This window comes from Tychonema sp. LEGE 06208, assembly GCF_015207505.1.
In the GTDB taxonomy this organism is placed as follows: domain Bacteria; phylum Cyanobacteriota; class Cyanobacteriia; order Cyanobacteriales; family Microcoleaceae; genus Microcoleus.
On record NZ_JADEWT010000005.1, the window covers coordinates 90,974 to 108,615 of the forward strand.

The 17,642-nt window shown below is 46.2% G+C and carries 10 protein-coding genes; 5 read left to right on the forward strand and 5 right to left on the reverse strand.

Annotation, left to right across the window (positions count from 1 at the left end; genetic code table 11):
- Positions 1-6: 6 nt before the first annotated feature.
- From IQ263_RS02620 to IQ263_RS02635, 4 genes are all read right to left on the reverse strand, one after another.
- Positions 7-591, reverse strand: a complete 585-nt coding sequence (locus tag IQ263_RS02620; protein ID WP_194066043.1) for a Crp/Fnr family transcriptional regulator — start codon at positions 589-591, stop codon at positions 7-9.
- An 86-nt stretch (positions 592-677) separates the two neighbouring features.
- Entirely contained in the window at positions 678-1,439 is a 762-nt protein-coding gene (gene cysE, locus IQ263_RS02625; RefSeq protein ID WP_194066044.1) for a serine O-acetyltransferase, read from the reverse strand.
- Between the two features lie 122 nt (positions 1,440-1,561).
- Positions 1,562-3,505, reverse strand: coding sequence for an ATP-binding protein (locus IQ263_RS02630; RefSeq protein WP_194066045.1), 1,944 nt, complete (start codon positions 3,503-3,505; stop codon positions 1,562-1,564).
- Positions 3,506-3,688: 183 nt separating this feature from the next.
- Complete coding sequence (locus IQ263_RS02635; RefSeq protein WP_194066046.1) at positions 3,689-4,720, reverse strand: sulfate/molybdate ABC transporter ATP-binding protein; 1,032 nt, start codon at positions 4,718-4,720, stop codon at positions 3,689-3,691.
- 194 nt (positions 4,721-4,914) lie between these two features.
- Between IQ263_RS02635 and IQ263_RS02640 the strand changes: the two genes are divergently transcribed.
- From IQ263_RS02640 to IQ263_RS02660, 5 genes are all read left to right on the forward strand, one after another.
- Complete coding sequence (locus tag IQ263_RS02640) at positions 4,915-5,118, forward strand: hypothetical protein (protein WP_194066047.1); 204 nt, start codon at positions 4,915-4,917, stop codon at positions 5,116-5,118.
- Between the two features lie 120 nt (positions 5,119-5,238).
- Positions 5,239-6,723, forward strand: a complete 1,485-nt coding sequence (gene gltD, locus IQ263_RS02645) for a glutamate synthase small subunit (protein ID WP_194066048.1) — start codon at positions 5,239-5,241, stop codon at positions 6,721-6,723.
- A gap of 861 nt (positions 6,724-7,584) precedes the next feature.
- Positions 7,585-14,205 (forward strand): CHAT domain-containing protein, encoded by a 6,621-nt coding sequence (locus IQ263_RS02650; RefSeq protein WP_194066049.1) that lies wholly within the window; start codon positions 7,585-7,587, stop codon positions 14,203-14,205.
- 429 nt (positions 14,206-14,634) lie between these two features.
- Entirely contained in the window at positions 14,635-15,648 is a 1,014-nt protein-coding gene (locus IQ263_RS02655; protein WP_194066050.1) for a tellurite resistance TerB family protein, read from the forward strand.
- A 204-nt stretch (positions 15,649-15,852) separates the two neighbouring features.
- Positions 15,853-15,999, forward strand: a complete 147-nt coding sequence (locus tag IQ263_RS02660; RefSeq protein ID WP_194066051.1) for a hypothetical protein — start codon at positions 15,853-15,855, stop codon at positions 15,997-15,999.
- Here the strand turns inward: IQ263_RS02660 and IQ263_RS02665 are convergent.
- Positions 15,996-16,559: an RNA recognition motif domain-containing protein gene (locus IQ263_RS02665; RefSeq protein ID WP_194012650.1), complete on the reverse strand. Its 564-nt coding sequence runs from the start codon at positions 16,557-16,559 to the stop codon at positions 15,996-15,998. The genes IQ263_RS02660 and IQ263_RS02665 overlap by 4 nt on opposite strands.
- Positions 16,560-17,642 lie beyond the last annotated feature (1,083 nt).

Below are 17,642 nucleotides of genomic sequence, written 5' to 3' on the forward strand. Positions count from 1 at the left end.
GGAGTGTCAAATTTCGTAGTGCCACACATCTGAAGGTTGCAGAATAATCCGGTGGAGCGGCAGACGCTCAATCAAACCTTGCTGTTGAAAAATACCGAGGGTGCGAGTGACAGTTACGCGACTTGTACCGATGATTTCTGCAATGTCCTGATGTGTTAAAATCATATCGATCTGATGTCCTCGATCTACCTCAGAACCAAATCTCTTAGCCAGCCAAGTTAATAGTTTATAGAGCATAAAGTCAACCCTTTTGTAACCTCGCATTATCATAAAATCTTCAGCTTGCTGAATGTGATTGAGCAAAATATCTCTATTTAGCCAGCGCTCGACCGATAATAGAACTGCCTCGACTTTAGTGAGGCATTCAATTTGAAAAGGATCGCATTTTGATATTGGTTTGCCGATCGTATCACCAGGCCCCCACAATCCCAAGGTGATAATTGTGCCATCTTCCAGCCACGTTACAGTTCGCACTATGCCAGTCTCAATTTGCCACAAAGCATTGCTTCTGTTCGGCAAGTGCGATCGGCGAGAAAATATATGTCTGCTCGTTTCATCAAAAGTTTTAGTGGAAAGAGAAGCAATAGTCATAGCCAGTTACTGAAGGAATTCAAGTTAGTTCGTACAATGCTGCAGGATAGTGTTGGTCGCAGAAATCTATATAAATTTAAGCTTTCCTAGATTCCTGCACCGTCTAAAAAATCTGTAATGAATAAATTAGAATACATGAATAATTCATGTTTTTCTGCCTCTTTTTGTTCTGATTCAGTTGGTCTCAGCGGAGAGAGTTGAGAATTTAAAAAATTAACCTGGTCTTCTAAATCCTTAATTCGATCGAACAAAGCTCGAATCGCTTGAGCTTCCAAATCCGGTAGGTATTGAGAATTTTGAGCATCTTCTACCTGCTTTTTGCGAGGAATGATGCGGCCGGGAATTCCCACAACTGTGCAATCGCTAGGGACTTCCCGCAGCACTACCGAACCCGCACCAATCCGAACATTATTGCCAATTTGGATATTGCCTAAAACTTTAGCACCGGCTCCCACCACTACATTTTCTCCCAGCGTCGGATGCCGTTTTCCTATATCTTTACCCGTGCCGCCAAGGGTTACTCCTTGATAAATTACAGCATAATCTCCAACGATCGCAGTTTCGCCAATTACCACCCCCATACCGTGGTCGATAAACACGCCCCTACCAATTTTTGCTCCTGGGTGGATCTCAATACCTGTTAAAAAGCGACTGAGTTGGGAAATCAAGCGCGGTACAAACGGCAGGCCAGCGGAATAAAGCCAGTGTGCTGTCCGGTGCAAAAAAAGTGCTTGGAGTCCGGGATAGCAAAATAATACTTCCAGCCAGTTGCGGGCCGCTGGGTCACGTTCGTAAATAATTTGCAAGTCAGTGAACATATTTAGTCTCACCGTGTTTTGGTTATACATTATCGGCAGTGCCGACGGTTTAAGCTGCCTAAAGCAGTCTGGATTGTGGCATTATTACACATAATACTGTAATCCGACCTAATTACAGTAGTTAATGGGAAAAAAATTTTCCCCAGCCTTTTCTAAGCTGCCTCCGATATTTTCCGTGAAACAAACGGTACTGCTTGTCTGACTTCTTGCCGCAGCGGAATCTCGATCGAGAATTCCGTGCCCAATCCCGGTGTCGAATCGCAGCGCAGCGTACCCTTGTGCTTTTCTACGACAATTTTATAGCTGATTGACAGTCCCAATCCTGTCCCTTTTCCGACCGGTTTCGTCGTAAAGAACGGGTCAAACAGCCGTTTTTTGACATTTTCTGCCATGCCGGGGCCGTTGTCGGATATCCGCACAATTATGCGATCGGGGCTTGAATATTCTGTGGTGATGGCGATCGCGATCGGATTGGCTTTCGCTGCTGCGGGCCCGCGATCGAGGTGGTAACTCTCAAGGGCGTCGATCGCATTAGCCAGAATATTCATAAACACCTGATTTAATTGTCCGGCATAGCACTCTACTAAAGGTAAATTGCTGTAGTTTTTAACAATCTCGATCGGTGGGCGATCGGCTGTAGCTTTCAGGCGACCTTGCAGAATTAGCAGAGTGCTGTCAATGCCTTCATGGATATTGACAGGTTTCATTTCGCTTTCGTCTAAACGAGAGAAATTCCGCAAAGATTTAACAATTTGAACAATGCGATCTGCTCCTATTTTCATCGAAGACAGCAGTTGTGGCAAATCTTTGCTGAGAAAGTCCAAGTCAATATTTTTTAAATACTCAGAAATTTCCGAGGGAGGGTGTAAATATTGTTTTTGGTAGAGTTTTACCAACTCTAACAAATCGCTAGTATATGCCGTGGCGTGATGGATGTTGCCGTAAATAAAATTAATAGGATTGTTAACTTCGTGGGCGACACCAGCAACTAATAAACCCAAACTAGACATTTTTTCCTGCTGAATCAGTTGAGTTTGAGTTTGCTGCAACTCTTGCAACGTTTGCTCTAGCTGTTGAGATTTAGCCGTGCGTTCTGCTGCTACTCTTTCAATTCGAGCGGTATAATTCCACAAGCTCATTAGATAAAGTGTTGCCGCCAAAGTTAAGATGGTTCCCAAAATTAAAACAGTCAAAGAACGCCAAAATCTGAGAGGATTAATGTACTCTGGCGTTAGCCGCAGTTGCAGCAACCACCTGCGATTTTCAATATTGAGAATGCGGGTGCAACTGCTGCCGTCCGGGCAGTAAGCTATTTCCCCAATTTCGAGTTTATTTTTAATATTTTCGTCGGTGACGATCCTTTTAGTCTTCGCTTCGTAAAAAGCGAGAAATTTTCCGACTTCAGGAGCCATAGCATCTTGAATATACACGTTAATAAAGTTCAGTTTGGTTTCCTGCAAAGCCGATTTAACTATAGCATCTACCAGCAAAACTCCGAGAGTAAAACCTTTCAATTTTTCTGGTTCCCCCGCCGAAAAATTGGGCTGCATTGCTGCGGCATCACCCGCAGAAACTTGACCAAAAATTGGCATAAATACGAGGACGCTCGGTTGATTTGGTGAAGACCATTTTTGGCGGTCAGTCGCGATAATTTCTTGTCTTTTTGTGGCTGTTTCTAAGGCTAGCCGATTGGAATTCAAATTTAAACCTAAATCTATTTTATCAGTCAGGAATTGTGGCGAGTCAGAAACACTGGGCAGCCAAGCGATCGCCTTGAGGCTCGGATGGCGGTACAGGGCACTACCAACAAATGTATTAATTTCTGGGTTTTTAACGCCGTCAAATACGCTGTAAAATGCTCCCGCTGCCCGAATTATTTCTAAATTCCCGCTAACATCTCTTTGAATGTCTGTAGCTATTTGGTCCAGTTGCTCTTGCAGTCCTGCTTGCATGAATTTGTATTCCCAATTGTACGCGACTGAAGAGGCGATCGCAGACATTCCCAATCCTGCACAAAGTGTTAATCCTGCCTGGATGTAGTGGCGATAACTAACTAAAGTGCTAGTTGCTAAATTCAACAATTTGTTAACATTCATATTCTTCGCTCACTTTTTTTCAATCGTTCCCAGTCACAGCCTGGGAATTACTTTCAGGAGCAAGCTCCTCCGATTTGGAGCTACAACATATCATTACCAAGCACCAGCCTGGTAATGATATGTCGCAGCAGTGTTTTGTAGAAGCTCCCCGATAGTATTTTGAGCAAGATCCAGCCGCTGATTTTAAATTGAATAAGCTGGAAAAGTCATCGCGTGTTTGGGCTTGACATAAACCTGCTGATCTCGCGTTAACTGTAGATGATCGAAGCGCTCGCGACTTACGTAAGCTGTTACTACCTGATCGGATTCTAACACTAATTCGGTTTGAATTTCCCGTCCTAAATGAATGATGCGGCTGACTTTTGCTAAGGCAAAACCAGACTGCGGATTAGTTTGAATTTCCACATCGTGGGGGCGCAAAAACACTAAATCAGAATGGGCGGCTCCATGATTGTGAGCTGTTGTACCGTTACTGGCGAACAAACCCGCAGTATTTGGCAGCACATTTACAGGCCCAATAAAACTCATCACAAAAGCTGATGCGGGTTTGTCGTAAATTTCAGCAGGAGTGCCAACTTGTTCGACTTTACCTTTGTTCATCACCACAATTTCATCGGCTACTTCCATAGCTTCTTCTTGGTCGTGGGTCACAAAAACTGTGGTGATGTTAACTTCTTTGTGAAGGTTGTGCAGCCACGATCGCAATTCTTTGCGGACTTTAGCATCTAAGGCTCCAAAAGGTTCGTCTAACAGCAGCACTTTTGGTTGAACTGCTAGAGCTCTCGCCAAAGCCACGCGCTGCCGCTGGCCGCCGGAAAGTTGCGAAGGATAGCGATCGCCCAAACCTGTCAACTGCACTAAATCCAAAAGTTCATCAACCCGCCTGCTAATTGAGTTTTTAGCAACTTTGCGAATTTCCATCGCAAAAGCAATATTTTTCTTAATAGTCATGTGTTTGAACAAAGCGTAGTGCTGAAACACAAAACCGATATGCCGTTCCTGCACAGACTGCTGGGTAGCATCCTCGCCGATCAGGTAAATAGAACCAGTATCCGGCGGTTCGAGTCCCGCAATCATCCTCAGCAGAGTCGATTTCCCGGAACCGGAAGGCCCCAACAGCGCGACTAAAGAGCCACTTTTAATTTCCAAATTCACGTTGTCAATGGCGTGAAAGGAGCCGAAGTGCTTCGATACGTTCTGAACTTTAATGCTCATGAGTTTATTTACTTATTTTAGGAGTTAACAAGGAAAACCCCACTTACTTGACAGATTTACAGTAGTATATCCTGAAAATAATATTTTGCAAGGTCTGTAACTTTTTGTATTGTATTTCCAGCCCTCCTGATGGGGACGGCGCTTGAAAGTTGAGGCTAAGAGTCGGAAGAGTTAACCCGCGAGGGTTTCGAGAGGTGGGACGATCGTCCGCGGGCGATCGTCCGAGAATCAGCAATGCTGAAAATACGCAAAAACCCGGCTCGATCGACGAAAATACTGCATCAAAACCTTTAAAATCTTTAATCCCGCTCAAAAACCGGGTTTCTTTGCTGTCTATCTATAATTTGACGGCGGCCGACAATTCCCCGACTCCCGGCGATATTGAAAATTTCAGGTAGGAATTGCTCAATCTGAGCTGCGATCGCCCGCAATTGAGATGATAATAGTTAATTCAGAAGCCTACAATGCTTCACCTTTGAGAAACTATCAGAATAGTAAATTCTAACCAAAACACCACTATGGGAAAACCAACAGGCTTTATCGAATTCTTGCGCGAATTGCCCTCCGAACTCTCACCAGTCGAGAGAGTCCACAACTGGGACGAATTTCACCTACCGATGGAGGAAGACAAACTCCGCAGCCAAGGCGCGCGCTGCATGGACTGCGGCATTCCATTTTGCCACACGGGTTCCCTGATTAGCGGCATGGCCAGCGGCTGCCCGATCAACAACCTCATCCCCGAATGGAACGACCTAGTATATCGCGGACTCTGGAAAGAAGCCCTTGACAGACTCCACAAAACCAACAACTTCCCCGAATTCACCGGCAGAGTCTGTCCCGCCCCCTGCGAAGGCGCTTGCGTGCTCGGCATCAACAACCCGCCAGTCACGATTAAAAATATCGAAGTCGCAATTATCGATAAAGGCTGGGATGAAGGCTGGATTACCGCTGAAGTGCCCGCCAAACGCACCGGCAAAAAAATCGCCGTCATCGGTTCCGGGCCCGCCGGTTTGTCGGCTGCGGCGCAACTGAACAAAGCAGGTCATTTGGTAACAGTATACGAAAGAGCAGATCGACCGGGAGGCCTGCTAATGTACGGCATCCCCAACATGAAGCTAGACAAAGAACAAGTCGTGATGCGCCGCCTCAAAGTTCTCGAAGACGAAGGCGTGACATTCGTTTGCAACACCGAAGTTGGGAAAGACTTACCAGCCGAACAACTGCTAAAAGAATACGACTCCGTTGTCCTCTGTACCGGCGCGACAAAACCCCGCGACTTAGGAATCGAAGGGCGGGAATTAAAAGGCATCCATTTCGCAATGGACTTTTTGACAGCGAACACCAAAGCAGTTCTCGACAAGAGCACCAACGGCAATTTCATCTCCGCCGAAGGCAAAGATATCGTTATCATCGGCGGTGGCGACACAGGCACCGACTGCGTGGGCACCTCCATCCGCCACGGCTGCAAAAGCCTGGTACAGCTAGAAATCCTGCCCAAACCGCCCTCGGAACGGGCGGCCAACAATCCCTGGCCCGAATGGCCGAAAGTCTACCGCCTCGACTACGGCCAAGAAGAAGCCGCAGCCAAATTCGGCGATGACCCCCGCGGCTATCTCACCACGGCGACAAGGTTCGAGGGCGACGAAAACGGCAACGTCAAAGCCGTGCACACCGTTGAGGTGGAGTGGGCGAAAAACGAGAAAGGGCAGTTCATTCCGAAGCAAATTCCCGGCACCGAAAAAGTCCTACCGGCGCAGCTTGTCTTGCTGGCGATGGGCTTCCTGGGCCCGGAACAGCCCTTGCTGGATGACTTGGGATTGGAACGCGACGCGCGCAGCAATATAAAAGCCGAGCACGAAAAATATACCACCAGCATTCCGGGAGTTTTCGCGGCTGGTGACTGTCGCCGGGGACAAAGTTTGATTGTTTGGGCGATTAATGAAGGGCGCGGTGTGGCCCGCGAGTGCGACCTTTATTTGATGGGTGAGACGGATTTACCTTAGTGGATTGATAGAGCCGATAGGGGCGGGTTAATCAACATTTTGAGGCAACAAACCCAAAATTCTGTAAACCCGCCCCAATACCGCGAAATGACCTAAATCCTGACGTAATATTTGGGTGGGGAACGGCGGGTTTAGATAGTTTGTGGTTGGGTGTCAGAGATTGTGGTGAACCCACCCCTTGTATATTAAAAGAAACAGGCGATCGCATCGCTAGCAACGCAAATCTAAAGAAACCAGAAAAGTGTCAAAGCTTGGTACAAGTTTCGCTAGAAATTATAGTGCGAGCGTCCCCGAAGAGCGATCGACTTCGCTCTTCGGGGATGCTCGCACTATGATTAAAATATATAATTCCGATGCTATGGGAAACGATATTACAAGCCCTATTGCAGCGACTCGATTCCTTACAAAAAATGACGACAGCAGAACAAAACCGTTGAGAAACAGCCACAGCGACTGTGGCTGGACTTACTCAATAACATTTGGAGTACCTCAAACAACAAGCACAGATCGTACCAATTCCGCTTGCACTCCTCATGATGTTAGCTGTTAACAGTTAACAGTTAACAGTATCTACGGGATTGGTATATTTGAATTAATCTTGTGGTGGGGCGAGTTTATACGATGGGAGCATCTCATATTTGTAAAAATACTTTTTTTGACTCCTTCTTTCTTCCTCTTTCCTCCTGTCTCCTGTCTCCTGCCTCCTACCTCCAATTTATAGCTTGGCGGCAAAAGTGAAATGCTCCCTATACGATTCGTCGTTGGGTGTCAAATATTTGGGCGAGGGGAACCCCTACGGGATTGTGATATTATGTATTATTGAGAAATTTATTATCGCAATCTAATTTAATAATAAACATCATGAAAGTAGCCCATACAAAAAATATATTTATCTTAACATTCCTCTCCTTTACCAGCTTAGTAACTGGGGAAATCGGACTTTTCACCCCATCCCAAACAGCCACGGCCCAAATTACTCCCGCTGCTGACGGCACAAATACTCAAATCACACCGAATGGCAATCAATTCAACATCCAAGGCGGCCAAAAATCCGGCGATGGCACTAATTTGTTTCACAGTTTCCAGCAATTTGGTTTAACTCAAGGACAAACTGCCAATTTTATCTCAAATCCCAATATCCGCAATATTTTAGGGCGAGTTGTCGGCGGTGATGCTTCGCTGATTAACGGCATAATTCAAGTTACTGGCGGCAATGTTAATTTATTTTTAATGAATCCGGCGGGGATTGTGTTTGGTGCAAATTCTAGTTTGAATATTCCCGGTTCTTTCACGGCGACTACTGCAACAGGAATCGGTTTCGGCAACAATTGGTTTAGTGCGGTTGGTACGAATAATTATACAGATTTAGTCGGAAATCCGAATACTTTTGCTTTTACAAATCTACAGCCGGGAGGAATTATCAATCTTGGTAATTTGGCGGTGAATCAGGGACAAAATATTAGTTTGTTGGGCGGCACGGTTTTGAGTGCGGGACAACTTGCTGCACCTGGAGGAAATATTATGGTGGCGGCGGTTCCGGGTCAAAGTTTAGTTAGAATTAGTCAGCCGGGAAATTTATTGAGTTTGGAGATTCAACCGCAATCTGTGGCTGGTAGTTTGCCGCAAAGTTGGGTGTTACCAGTTGCATCTTTGCCGCAGTTGTTGACTGGTGGTGGGGGAAGTGCAACGGGGGTGATAGTGAATGCTCAAGGGCAAGTAGAATTAACTGGTGGCGTGCAGGTTGAGAATGGAGATGTTGTTGCTAAAGAAGTAACTGCCGAGAATGCAACTCTGTCAGCTAATGGCAATTTGACGTTAGTTGAAAGTCTGTTGCGTACAACTGGTGATTTGAGTTTGCTGGCTGACGATACGGTGCGGGTGCGCGACAGTGTGGCGAATCCGTTTGTGGCGAATGCTGGCGGCAATCTTTATATTCAAGGTAATAAAAGTATTGATATTTTGGCGCTGAATCATCTTTTGGAAACGCCGTTTATTAGCGGTGGAAATTTGACTTTGGCGAGTGATGGCATCATATCTACAGATTCTCATTTTCGCAGTGGCAGTAATACGTCGATCGTCGATTTATTGGGTAGACCTGCTAATTCGATCAGCTTGTACGACCCAATATATACACAGTCTGGTGACTATAGTTCTGGAGGACATACAGGTGCATCCCTCAAGGTAGATACAACTTCGGGGACGGGAAATATTACTTTTACTGGAGATATAATAATTACAAGTACAGAACCCGATCCAATGCTTGTTAATGCTGCTGTCGGTACTGATGAATTTATTCTGCGTACTTCGCGATCGGTAATTTTGCGATCGGGTGGCAACATTCAAACAGGAAAAATAGATACTTATGGAAGTAATTCTAATAACGTAGGCCCGGTAATTATGCAAGCCGCAGGCAACATTCAAACGGGTATGATTGTCGCAGACTCTTTTGGGGGTAATTCTGGTTATATATCTTTGACTGCTGGGGGCAACATTTTTACAGGCAGACTTACTACTATAAATACAAATGCCAATGGCAGTGGCGGTGATATTAATGTGAATGCAGGTGGCAGCATTACTACTGCCGATATACATTCTTTCGGAACCCGTGGAGCGGGTGATATTACTCTCAAAGCAAAAAACGATATTACTTTAGACTGTGATTCCCCTAGTTTTTGCATAGAGAGTTTTGCAGGAGGAGTTACTGACGTAATACCTACTGGCAGTAGTGGTAATGTTACCATCATCAGCGAACAAGGATCTATTATTTTTCCTCCCAGCGGCGTACATATAACCACTGGAAATAGCGCTTTGTCGAGCAGTCCTGGTTCTGTAACGTTACAGGCAAATCGTAACATTAACGTAGCTTATATAGGTGCAGAGAGCCTAGGTGAATCTACAGTAGATGGTGCAAATATCAATATTACGAGCATCAATGGCAATATTCAGCTTGGCGATATAAATAATTCTTCAGATGGCGGTAAGGGTGGCAATGTTACCATCTCTACCAGTGGGAATATTAGAACAGGTAACGTATTAAACTACGGGATATTGCGAGGTGGTAGCATTAATTTTACTAGCACGAATGGCAGTATCACTACTGGAAAATTAAATGCAACTAGCTCTCAGGATTCAGGAAATGCTACTATTTTTAACCCAGAAAATGGTGGATCAATTACTTTAAAAGCCGATCGCAATATTACGACGGGCAATCTCAGCGTAATGGCAAATCAAGACGGCGGCCCGATCGCCCTTACGAGCACCGCCGGTTCCATAGATACCGGGGCGATCGACACCACGGGCGATCGCGCGGCTGGCAATATTACCATTCAAGCCAGCACCGGCATCAAAACCCCGACAGAAGGAACTGCAATCGCAGGTAATTCCGTTAAGGGGAATGGCAGCAACATTACTTTATCTACCACTAGCGGTGACATTAATACAGGCAATGTATTAGTATCGGGAATTCGGGGAGGAAATCTCAATTTTACTAATAGCAGCGGCAACATTACAACAGGTCAGCTACTGACAAGTTATGACGGTTTATCTGCCAATCAAAAAACTAACACAGGCGGCACTGTTAATTTAAATGCTGGGGGAAATATTACTACCAGCGACATCCGCGCGATCGGAATACTAGACGGCGGTTCGATTACCTTCAAAAGCGGCGGGGCGATCGATACTAGGGCAGGACTTCTCAACGCGATCGGCGGCAACAGCGGCGGCAATATTTCCCTAGAAGCTGGAACCAACATCAGTACAGCAGGAATTGGTAGCGCCCTATTATTGAGTGGCTTCAATGCAAATAGCGGCAATCTTCGCATTCAAAGCGGCGGTAATATTGACACAACTGCTGGCCCGCTGATTACTGCCGCGGCCAATGGCAAAGGCGGAAATGTTGTCATAAATGCTAAAGAAAATGTGGCGACATCTAGTATTAATTCCCGCACTTTTGCTCCCAGCACCACTGTGAATGGCGGCAATATAGATATTCAGGCAAATAGTATTACTGCGGGCGGAATTATCGAAACTAACCGCAACAATATTACATTTGCTGCTCCGGTAACATTGTCTGAGAACCTCTCTGTTAACATTCTGGAGATGGGCGACATTACTTTTAATTCTACAATTGACGGGCCGTACAATCTCGCGGTCAAGCCAAATGCGGGAGTTGTTCAGTTTGGCGGTGCGATCGGCAGCCTGACTCCTCTCAACAGCGTCAATATTCAAGATGATATTCCCAGCAATACGGTGAAGGTCGATATTACTGCAACTAATAACATTACCGCTCAAAAAATTACTTCGGAAGCCGGGATTTCTTTGTATAGCGAACAGGGAGAAATTAAAACAGGAAATCTTGACTCGACTTCCCAAAATAATGGCAGCAATATTGATTTGAATGCGGGAACTAATATCACAGCAGGCAATATCAACACTTCGGCCGCTGGTAATGGCGGCAATATATTTCTCGATGCCAATGGTAATATTAATGCTGGAGAAGTTGACTCTTCGGCCAATGGAAATGCTGGCAATGTCAGCGCCATTAACCGCAGCAGCGCGGGCGACATTGTTCTGAGTTTAATTAACGCTGAAAGTATGGAAAGCGGTAGGGGCGGAGATGTTGTGATTTTGACTCAAAGGTTTTTTCGATCGCCCAATTCGTTCTCAGACAGAAACAGCATCAATGCTAGCATCTCTACGGCCGCCAGTCCAGGAGACGATCGCGGCGGCTTCATAATTATCAACCACGGGGGCGCGGGAATCACGCCTTTTATTGTCGGCAATTCCGAGAAAAATGGAACTGCTGGTGCAATTACTAGAGGAAATAGCAATCCCAAACAAACGATTTTGCCCGAGATCGGTTATCCCTACACTCACAGACAAGACCCCAGTCTCGCATCCAATCGCGAGCGCATTCAAATTAACTCGGTTCCCTCACCCATTACGCCCGTACCAACACCCGCGCCGACGGCGACTCCATCTCCAACAGTCGCCGCCACACCCGCCGCCACACCCGCACCGACGGCGACTCCATCTCCAACAGCCGCCGCCACACCCGCACCGACAGCGACTCCATCTCCAACAGCCGCCGCCACACCCGCACCGACAGCGACTCCATCTCCAACAGCCGCCGCCACACCCGCGCCGAGGGCTGTTCCGTCGCCAATAACCCTAGCTACAAGAACCGCACCGACGGCTGTTGCGTCGCCGTCGCCGGCAACTGAAACGGCCTCACCGACGGCGACTGCATCCCCAATACCCGATCGCCCGATCGACCAAACTCCATCTTCCACTCCTTCACCAACACCCGCACCCGCGCCCGTATTCGAGAATTTTCCCGAACTCGAAGAATTGCTAAACACCAATTTCTTTACACTGCCGCCCCGCAGGCTTCCCACCCAGCCTTCTACACCAACCACACCGGGCGCAGCCGCCCGAATATCCGTCACGCCGACAATTCCCTCGATCGCCCAACTCACCGCCCCCGTCGCTTCTCCAAGTGCGATCGCTCCTCCAAGTGCGATCGCTTCTCCAAGTGCGATCGGGCAAAATCCAGCCTCCGCAACCCTTCAAGCCCCTTACAACCCGCCTGTAGGACAAATTCAACCCGTACCTGCACCTTCTGTTTCACCCGTTCCCGCACCGATTCCCGCACCGATTCTCGCACCCACTCAAAGCCAAACTCCGCAACAGCAATTAGGCTTGTTAATTGGCGATTTATTAGCAGCAAAAACCACCATCACCCCAAATCCTGAAACCGGAGGCAACACTTTTGAATGGGCATTTTCTGACTCAAAGAACAACTTTTCGCTCACACCACCGCCCCTTGAGAAAGCACCCAATCTTACTTTTATACCGCCTTCGGAAAAGCCGCCAGAAAATCCGCCAGAACTTGGTTCTTCTGCTACAGAACAACCGGACGGATGGATAGTCTCAACTCCCGATCCTGCGCCTATTGAGCCGCCAGTTGCTCAAATAGAGCCTGATTGGTTGGCCAACATTCCCCAAATCACTTTTTCGCCAACTCCCGCACCAACTCCAGCACCCGCGCCAACTCCCGCCCCCGCACCAACTCCAGCACCAACTCCCGCACCCGCACCCGTGCCAACTCCCGCGCCCGCACCAACACCCGCCCCAACTCCCGCACCCGCACCAACAACCGCACCCGCAGCCATCCCTAATCTTTTTCCCTTAGAAATTAGCAGGTTGAGCGTCGAACAAACATTAGACCAAGGTAATGGTAATGATGCTGTTGGTCTAATTGATAAACTGTTTGAACAAGATTATGAAAATTATTATGGCGAAGATTTGACCGACCAACAAGTAACTATTGAATATCTGAAAGAAACTCTCAAAACAATCAAAGAGGAAACCGGGAAGCAAGCGGTTATTGTTTACGCGCTAGTCCGTTTTGAAGCATTGTGGCTAGTATTAGTAGTTCCCGACGGCCCTCCGATTATCAAAAAAATTCCTGTCAACAGCGAAACTTTGCTAAAAACAGTGAAAGAGTTTCACCACTTTTTGGCTAAGCCAAATGATGCAGCAGATACAAGATATTTGCCAATTGCTCAGAAACTTTACCAGTGGTTAATTGCGCCGATTAGTTCAGATATAGAAGCGTTAAATGTCGATACGTTAGTGTTTTCTTTCGATGCGGGTTTGCGCCAGTTGCCGCTAGCTGCTTTGCACGACGGCAAGCAATTTTTAGTAGAAAAGTACAGCCTCGGCTCAATTCCCAGTGTTAGCTTGACTAGCACGAGTTATCAAAGTTTGAAAAACGCGAAAGTTTTGGCAATGGGTGCTTCGGTATTTATCGATAAACTTGCTTTGCCGGCAGTGCCGATCGAATTAGCTGCGATCGCCGGTACAATCGGTAAGGGGCAAAATCCTGCGGAATTGCCCTTGTGGCCTGGCCGCTTTTTTCTCAATCAAGATTTTACGGTAGAAAATCTCATAAAACAGCGCCAGCAAGAATCTTTTGATATTATTCACTTGGCTACTCACGCGAGTTTTCCGCAAAATCAATACGGGCGCAGGGAAGCTGAAATTGATTTTTGGAAGCGCTCTTTGCCGCTGGATGAATTTCGGTTGGCTAAGTGGTACTATCCCCGACAAGTACAGTTATTGGTGCTGAGTGCGTGCGAAACTGCGATCGGCGATCCGACAGCGGAAATGGGTTTTGCTGGGCTGGCAGTCGGCAGCGGTGTAAAATCAGCTTTGGCGAGTTTGTGGAAGGTTAAGGATGTTACGACTTTGGCGCTGATGACGGAGTTTTATGCTAATTTGCGATCGGCTCCGATTAAAGCTGAAGCCCTGAGACAAGCTCAACTGGCGATGATTCGCAAACAGGTAGTATTTAAAGATGGTAAGTTGGTGGGAACTCAAAGGGCGATCGATCTTACCAAAGTCGAACAAATAGCAAATTCAGATTTATCTCATCCAAAATTTTGGGCAGGATTTACAATGGTTGGCAGTCCTTGGTAATAAACTGGCGCGCATCTAATTTTAACAATAAGATTGGTTCGCCCCAGAAGCGTACTTTCGCTCGAACTTGTAACGAGTAGTTCTACAAATCATTTAGGATTGCTATAGCCTTTCTGTGCTCTGGTATGAGGTACTATCCGGGATAGGGAATAGGGAATAGGGCATAGGGAATAGGGTATGGGGCATAGGGAATAGGGTATGGGGAATAGGGCTATCCTCACTTTTGTGAGAACCGCTATATATAGAACAATACGGTTCACTTAACATATTTATGCCCCGGAGCTCCCCCTAAATCCCCCGGATAGTCGGGGGACTTTGAGGGCATTCTGATCCCCCCCTTTTTAAGGGGTGTGCCAGGGAGATCGTCTTAAGTGAACCGTATTGAGTTATAAACTGTTCTTTGCCAACTACTGTAATGGAGCAAAACCTGTGGGCAATTTTACTAAAATATTCAAGTCCAAAGATAAATCATCAATGCAGTTGCGTGTAGAGGAATCCGTCGCGGCGGTAGCACTTGTCGCAGCGGAGGCAAATTACCCTGATGTGAGTGCCGATATCTTGATAAGCAGAATTTGGGATTCAGAAATATTTGCTGAATACTCGGAGGATGATATGTCAGCAACTCTTCAAAAACTCGCGGGTATTCTTGCCAAAGACGGTTTAGGAGGATTATTTAATACGGCTTGTGAATCACTCCCAAATGAGTTGGTGTTGGATACTTTTACGATTACCGCAGCAATGTTTGTCGCAGAGGGCGAAGTGTCTCAGAAGCATCGGGCTTTTCTCAAGGAATTTCAAGAAGTATTAGGTGTAGGCGATAAGGAAGCTAAGGCAATTATTGAGGATGTAATTGCTGGATACTCGGAACTAAAACTCGAAGATTACGATATCGAGACAGATGAGGCGTTGTATTTTTCTGCTCTAGGCAATTTTGTGGTTTCGATTCCTGTTGAGAGGCAACGAGGCGGTAAAATTGAGGATGACAAAAGCTTTGTTGCTTTTTCTGACGATTTTGGTGTTTTGCTGAAAATTGATTATTTCCCGCTTTCTGGTGATGTGAAAAAATTAATCGAATCAGCGGGGGAATGGGCTTATCTTACTTTGTTTCTTAACAAGTTTATTGATGACACGGTTTTGGCTAAATTTGCTAATTCTCAGTTACTTTACAGTGAATATTTAGAAGAGGAAAATGCTTATTTTGTAGTGACCGATTTGCCTGGGAGTGCTAATGTCAGCGTACCACAAAATGACGGTCAACTTACTTTGATGGATGCTTACCGGGGATTTATGGCTTTGATCGTTGACGATTTTTGCTATACGGTGAGTTGTCAGCGAATTTATGAGAAGCAGGAGGAATTGGGTTCTATTGAGTCGGAGGTTGAGAATCTTATGAATAAGATTTTTGATTTTATTCAGACGATCCAATTCTCTGGGGAGAAATAAACACTACTTTTAGCTTCTGCGATCCAATCTTATAGTTGTCAATTGACGGGACAGGATATTAAAGCAGTTAACAGCGCTACGATACGGTGACGATTATTTTAGCGGGGTGCTAGATATTATATCAAATCCTCTCTTCATCGGAATTGTAAATTCACTGTTAGCTGTTGGCTGTTGACTGTTGACTGTTAACCGTTAACATCATGTATGAGTGCAGCCGGAATTGATATTAGAGGTTGTTGGAATAAAATAGTGCGATCGAGAACAGGCTTTGTAGTCGGTTCTCGATCGCACTTTCAGAGTCAGTCAACCTCAGTCGGAAGACAGCAGCAATTCGCCGCCATTTTCGATTAATTAGTCGTTTGAGCTTCCACCAATCGTTGCTTAAGTTCTTCCAGAGCGCTCGCCCAGCGTGGATCTGGCTGTACCGAGCCAGAATCAGCGCTCGACACTGTGGTTGTTGACTGATTGCGGCGAGACTTGTTGTTGTCACTCCGACGGCGATTGCTTTTACTAGAACCGCCTCCACCTTGAGTTGGGGGAGCCGAGCGCTGCTGTTGCTGCGGCGCGGGCACCGGCATCGCTGTTGATGCGGATGCCAACTGCGGTGAAGCAGGCGACGATGACTGCTGCTGATCTTCTTCGCCCTTCTCCGATTTACCCTTAGAGCGGGGGAGTGCCTTCTCTATTTTTAGCGGGTTTTCTTTGAACATCAAGCCGTTATATTTCTCAATAACTTGGTCGGCTTGTTCGTCGGTTAGCACCGTCACAAAACCAAATCCTCTACATTTACCTGTTTTGCGGTCTGTAATTACCTTTGTGGTAACAGATTCGCCCTCGGGTGCAAAAACTTCTTGCAATTCTAGGCGATCGAGTTCCTTGGGTAGGTTGCCAACATAAAGACGAATAGACATGAAAAATTCCTCCAGAATAGGATTCTAATTAATTTGCTCGAACCGAATTACCTGCTGTCAACTGAATGTTGACTTCAGGGAAAGACCGCATAACCGCATAATTTGCACATTCCTCCCACCAACCTTGACAGATTCTCCCACCTTTTAGAAAAAAAAGGTGATTTATTCCGATCGGGCCGGAACTTAACCGCCGATGCAGAGAGCCTTGAAATCTCAGGTTGTTGTGTAAACTTTTAGTCATCACTCAAATGTTGAGGCTATTGGCTATTCTGTATTTCTTGCTTGCGGTTTTGATTCAGAATGTTTGTAGCCAGAGCCGTGTAGAAATTTATGTCCAAGGATGTCATTTCAAGCGATCGGAATGCCAGTATTCAGTTTAATACAGTGATGGATAAAATTGCTAACATTTTTTGGCCCAGTAATCTTACCTCGCTCCTCATCTCGCTCCTAATCCTAAAAACTGCTCGCTTACCCGGTCTCCCTTAAATCGGGCTCGGCAGCGTCCGACCATTCTTTAAAGGTATCACAACCTGGGTGACAGAGCTAGCTATTTAGGTATATTTCAGGCGAATTTGATGAAAACAACAATCTGAATCATTTTTCTGAATTCATCGCCCACAGCAAAATTGCCAGTCTAAAAAAACAGCCGACAAGCGGCTGGCTAAACTTGCTGTGTTGGGAGGTTGACAATTTTTACGCAATACCTTAGCGGTTTTAGCCCACTGAAGTTATTGCGATTTTTGTTTTATCCAATTTATATAAACAAATGTAACAGGATGTCATTTAAAAAGCAACTTTTCTTTACGAAGGAAGAGGGAAGAAGTCCAACGTCATCAGTCATTAGTCCAACGTCATCAGTGCTGTCGCCTCGGAGCTTTCGGTACAACGTCATCAGTCCGAGGGAAGAGGTCCGAGGGAAGAAGTCCAACGTCATCAGTCATTAGTCCAACGTCATTAGTGCTGTCGCCTCGGAGCTTTCGGTACAACGTCATCAGTCCGAGGGAAGAGGTCCGAGGGAAGAAGTCCAACGTCATCAGTCATTAGTCCAACGTCATCAGTGCTGTCGCCTCGGAGCTTTCGGTA

Coding starts and splice junctions, on each gene's coding strand:
- IQ263_RS02635 (WP_194066046.1), bottom strand. CDS start 4,720: ATGAGCATTAAAGTTCAGAACGTATCGAAGCACTTCGGCTCCTTTCAC.
- IQ263_RS02660 (WP_194066051.1), top strand. CDS start 15,853: ATGAGTGCAGCCGGAATTGATATTAGAGGTTGTTGGAATAAAATAGTG.
- IQ263_RS02630 (WP_194066045.1), bottom strand. CDS start 3,505: ATGAATGTTAACAAATTGTTGAATTTAGCAACTAGCACTTTAGTTAGT.
- IQ263_RS02650 (WP_194066049.1), top strand. CDS start 7,585: ATGAAAGTAGCCCATACAAAAAATATATTTATCTTAACATTCCTCTCC.
- IQ263_RS02620 (WP_194066043.1), bottom strand. CDS start 591: ATGACTATTGCTTCTCTTTCCACTAAAACTTTTGATGAAACGAGCAGA.
- cysE (WP_194066044.1), bottom strand. CDS start 1,439: ATGTATAACCAAAACACGGTGAGACTAAATATGTTCACTGACTTGCAA.
- gltD (WP_194066048.1), top strand. CDS start 5,239: ATGGGAAAACCAACAGGCTTTATCGAATTCTTGCGCGAATTGCCCTCC.
- IQ263_RS02665 (WP_194012650.1), bottom strand. CDS start 16,559: ATGTCTATTCGTCTTTATGTTGGCAACCTACCCAAGGAACTCGATCGC.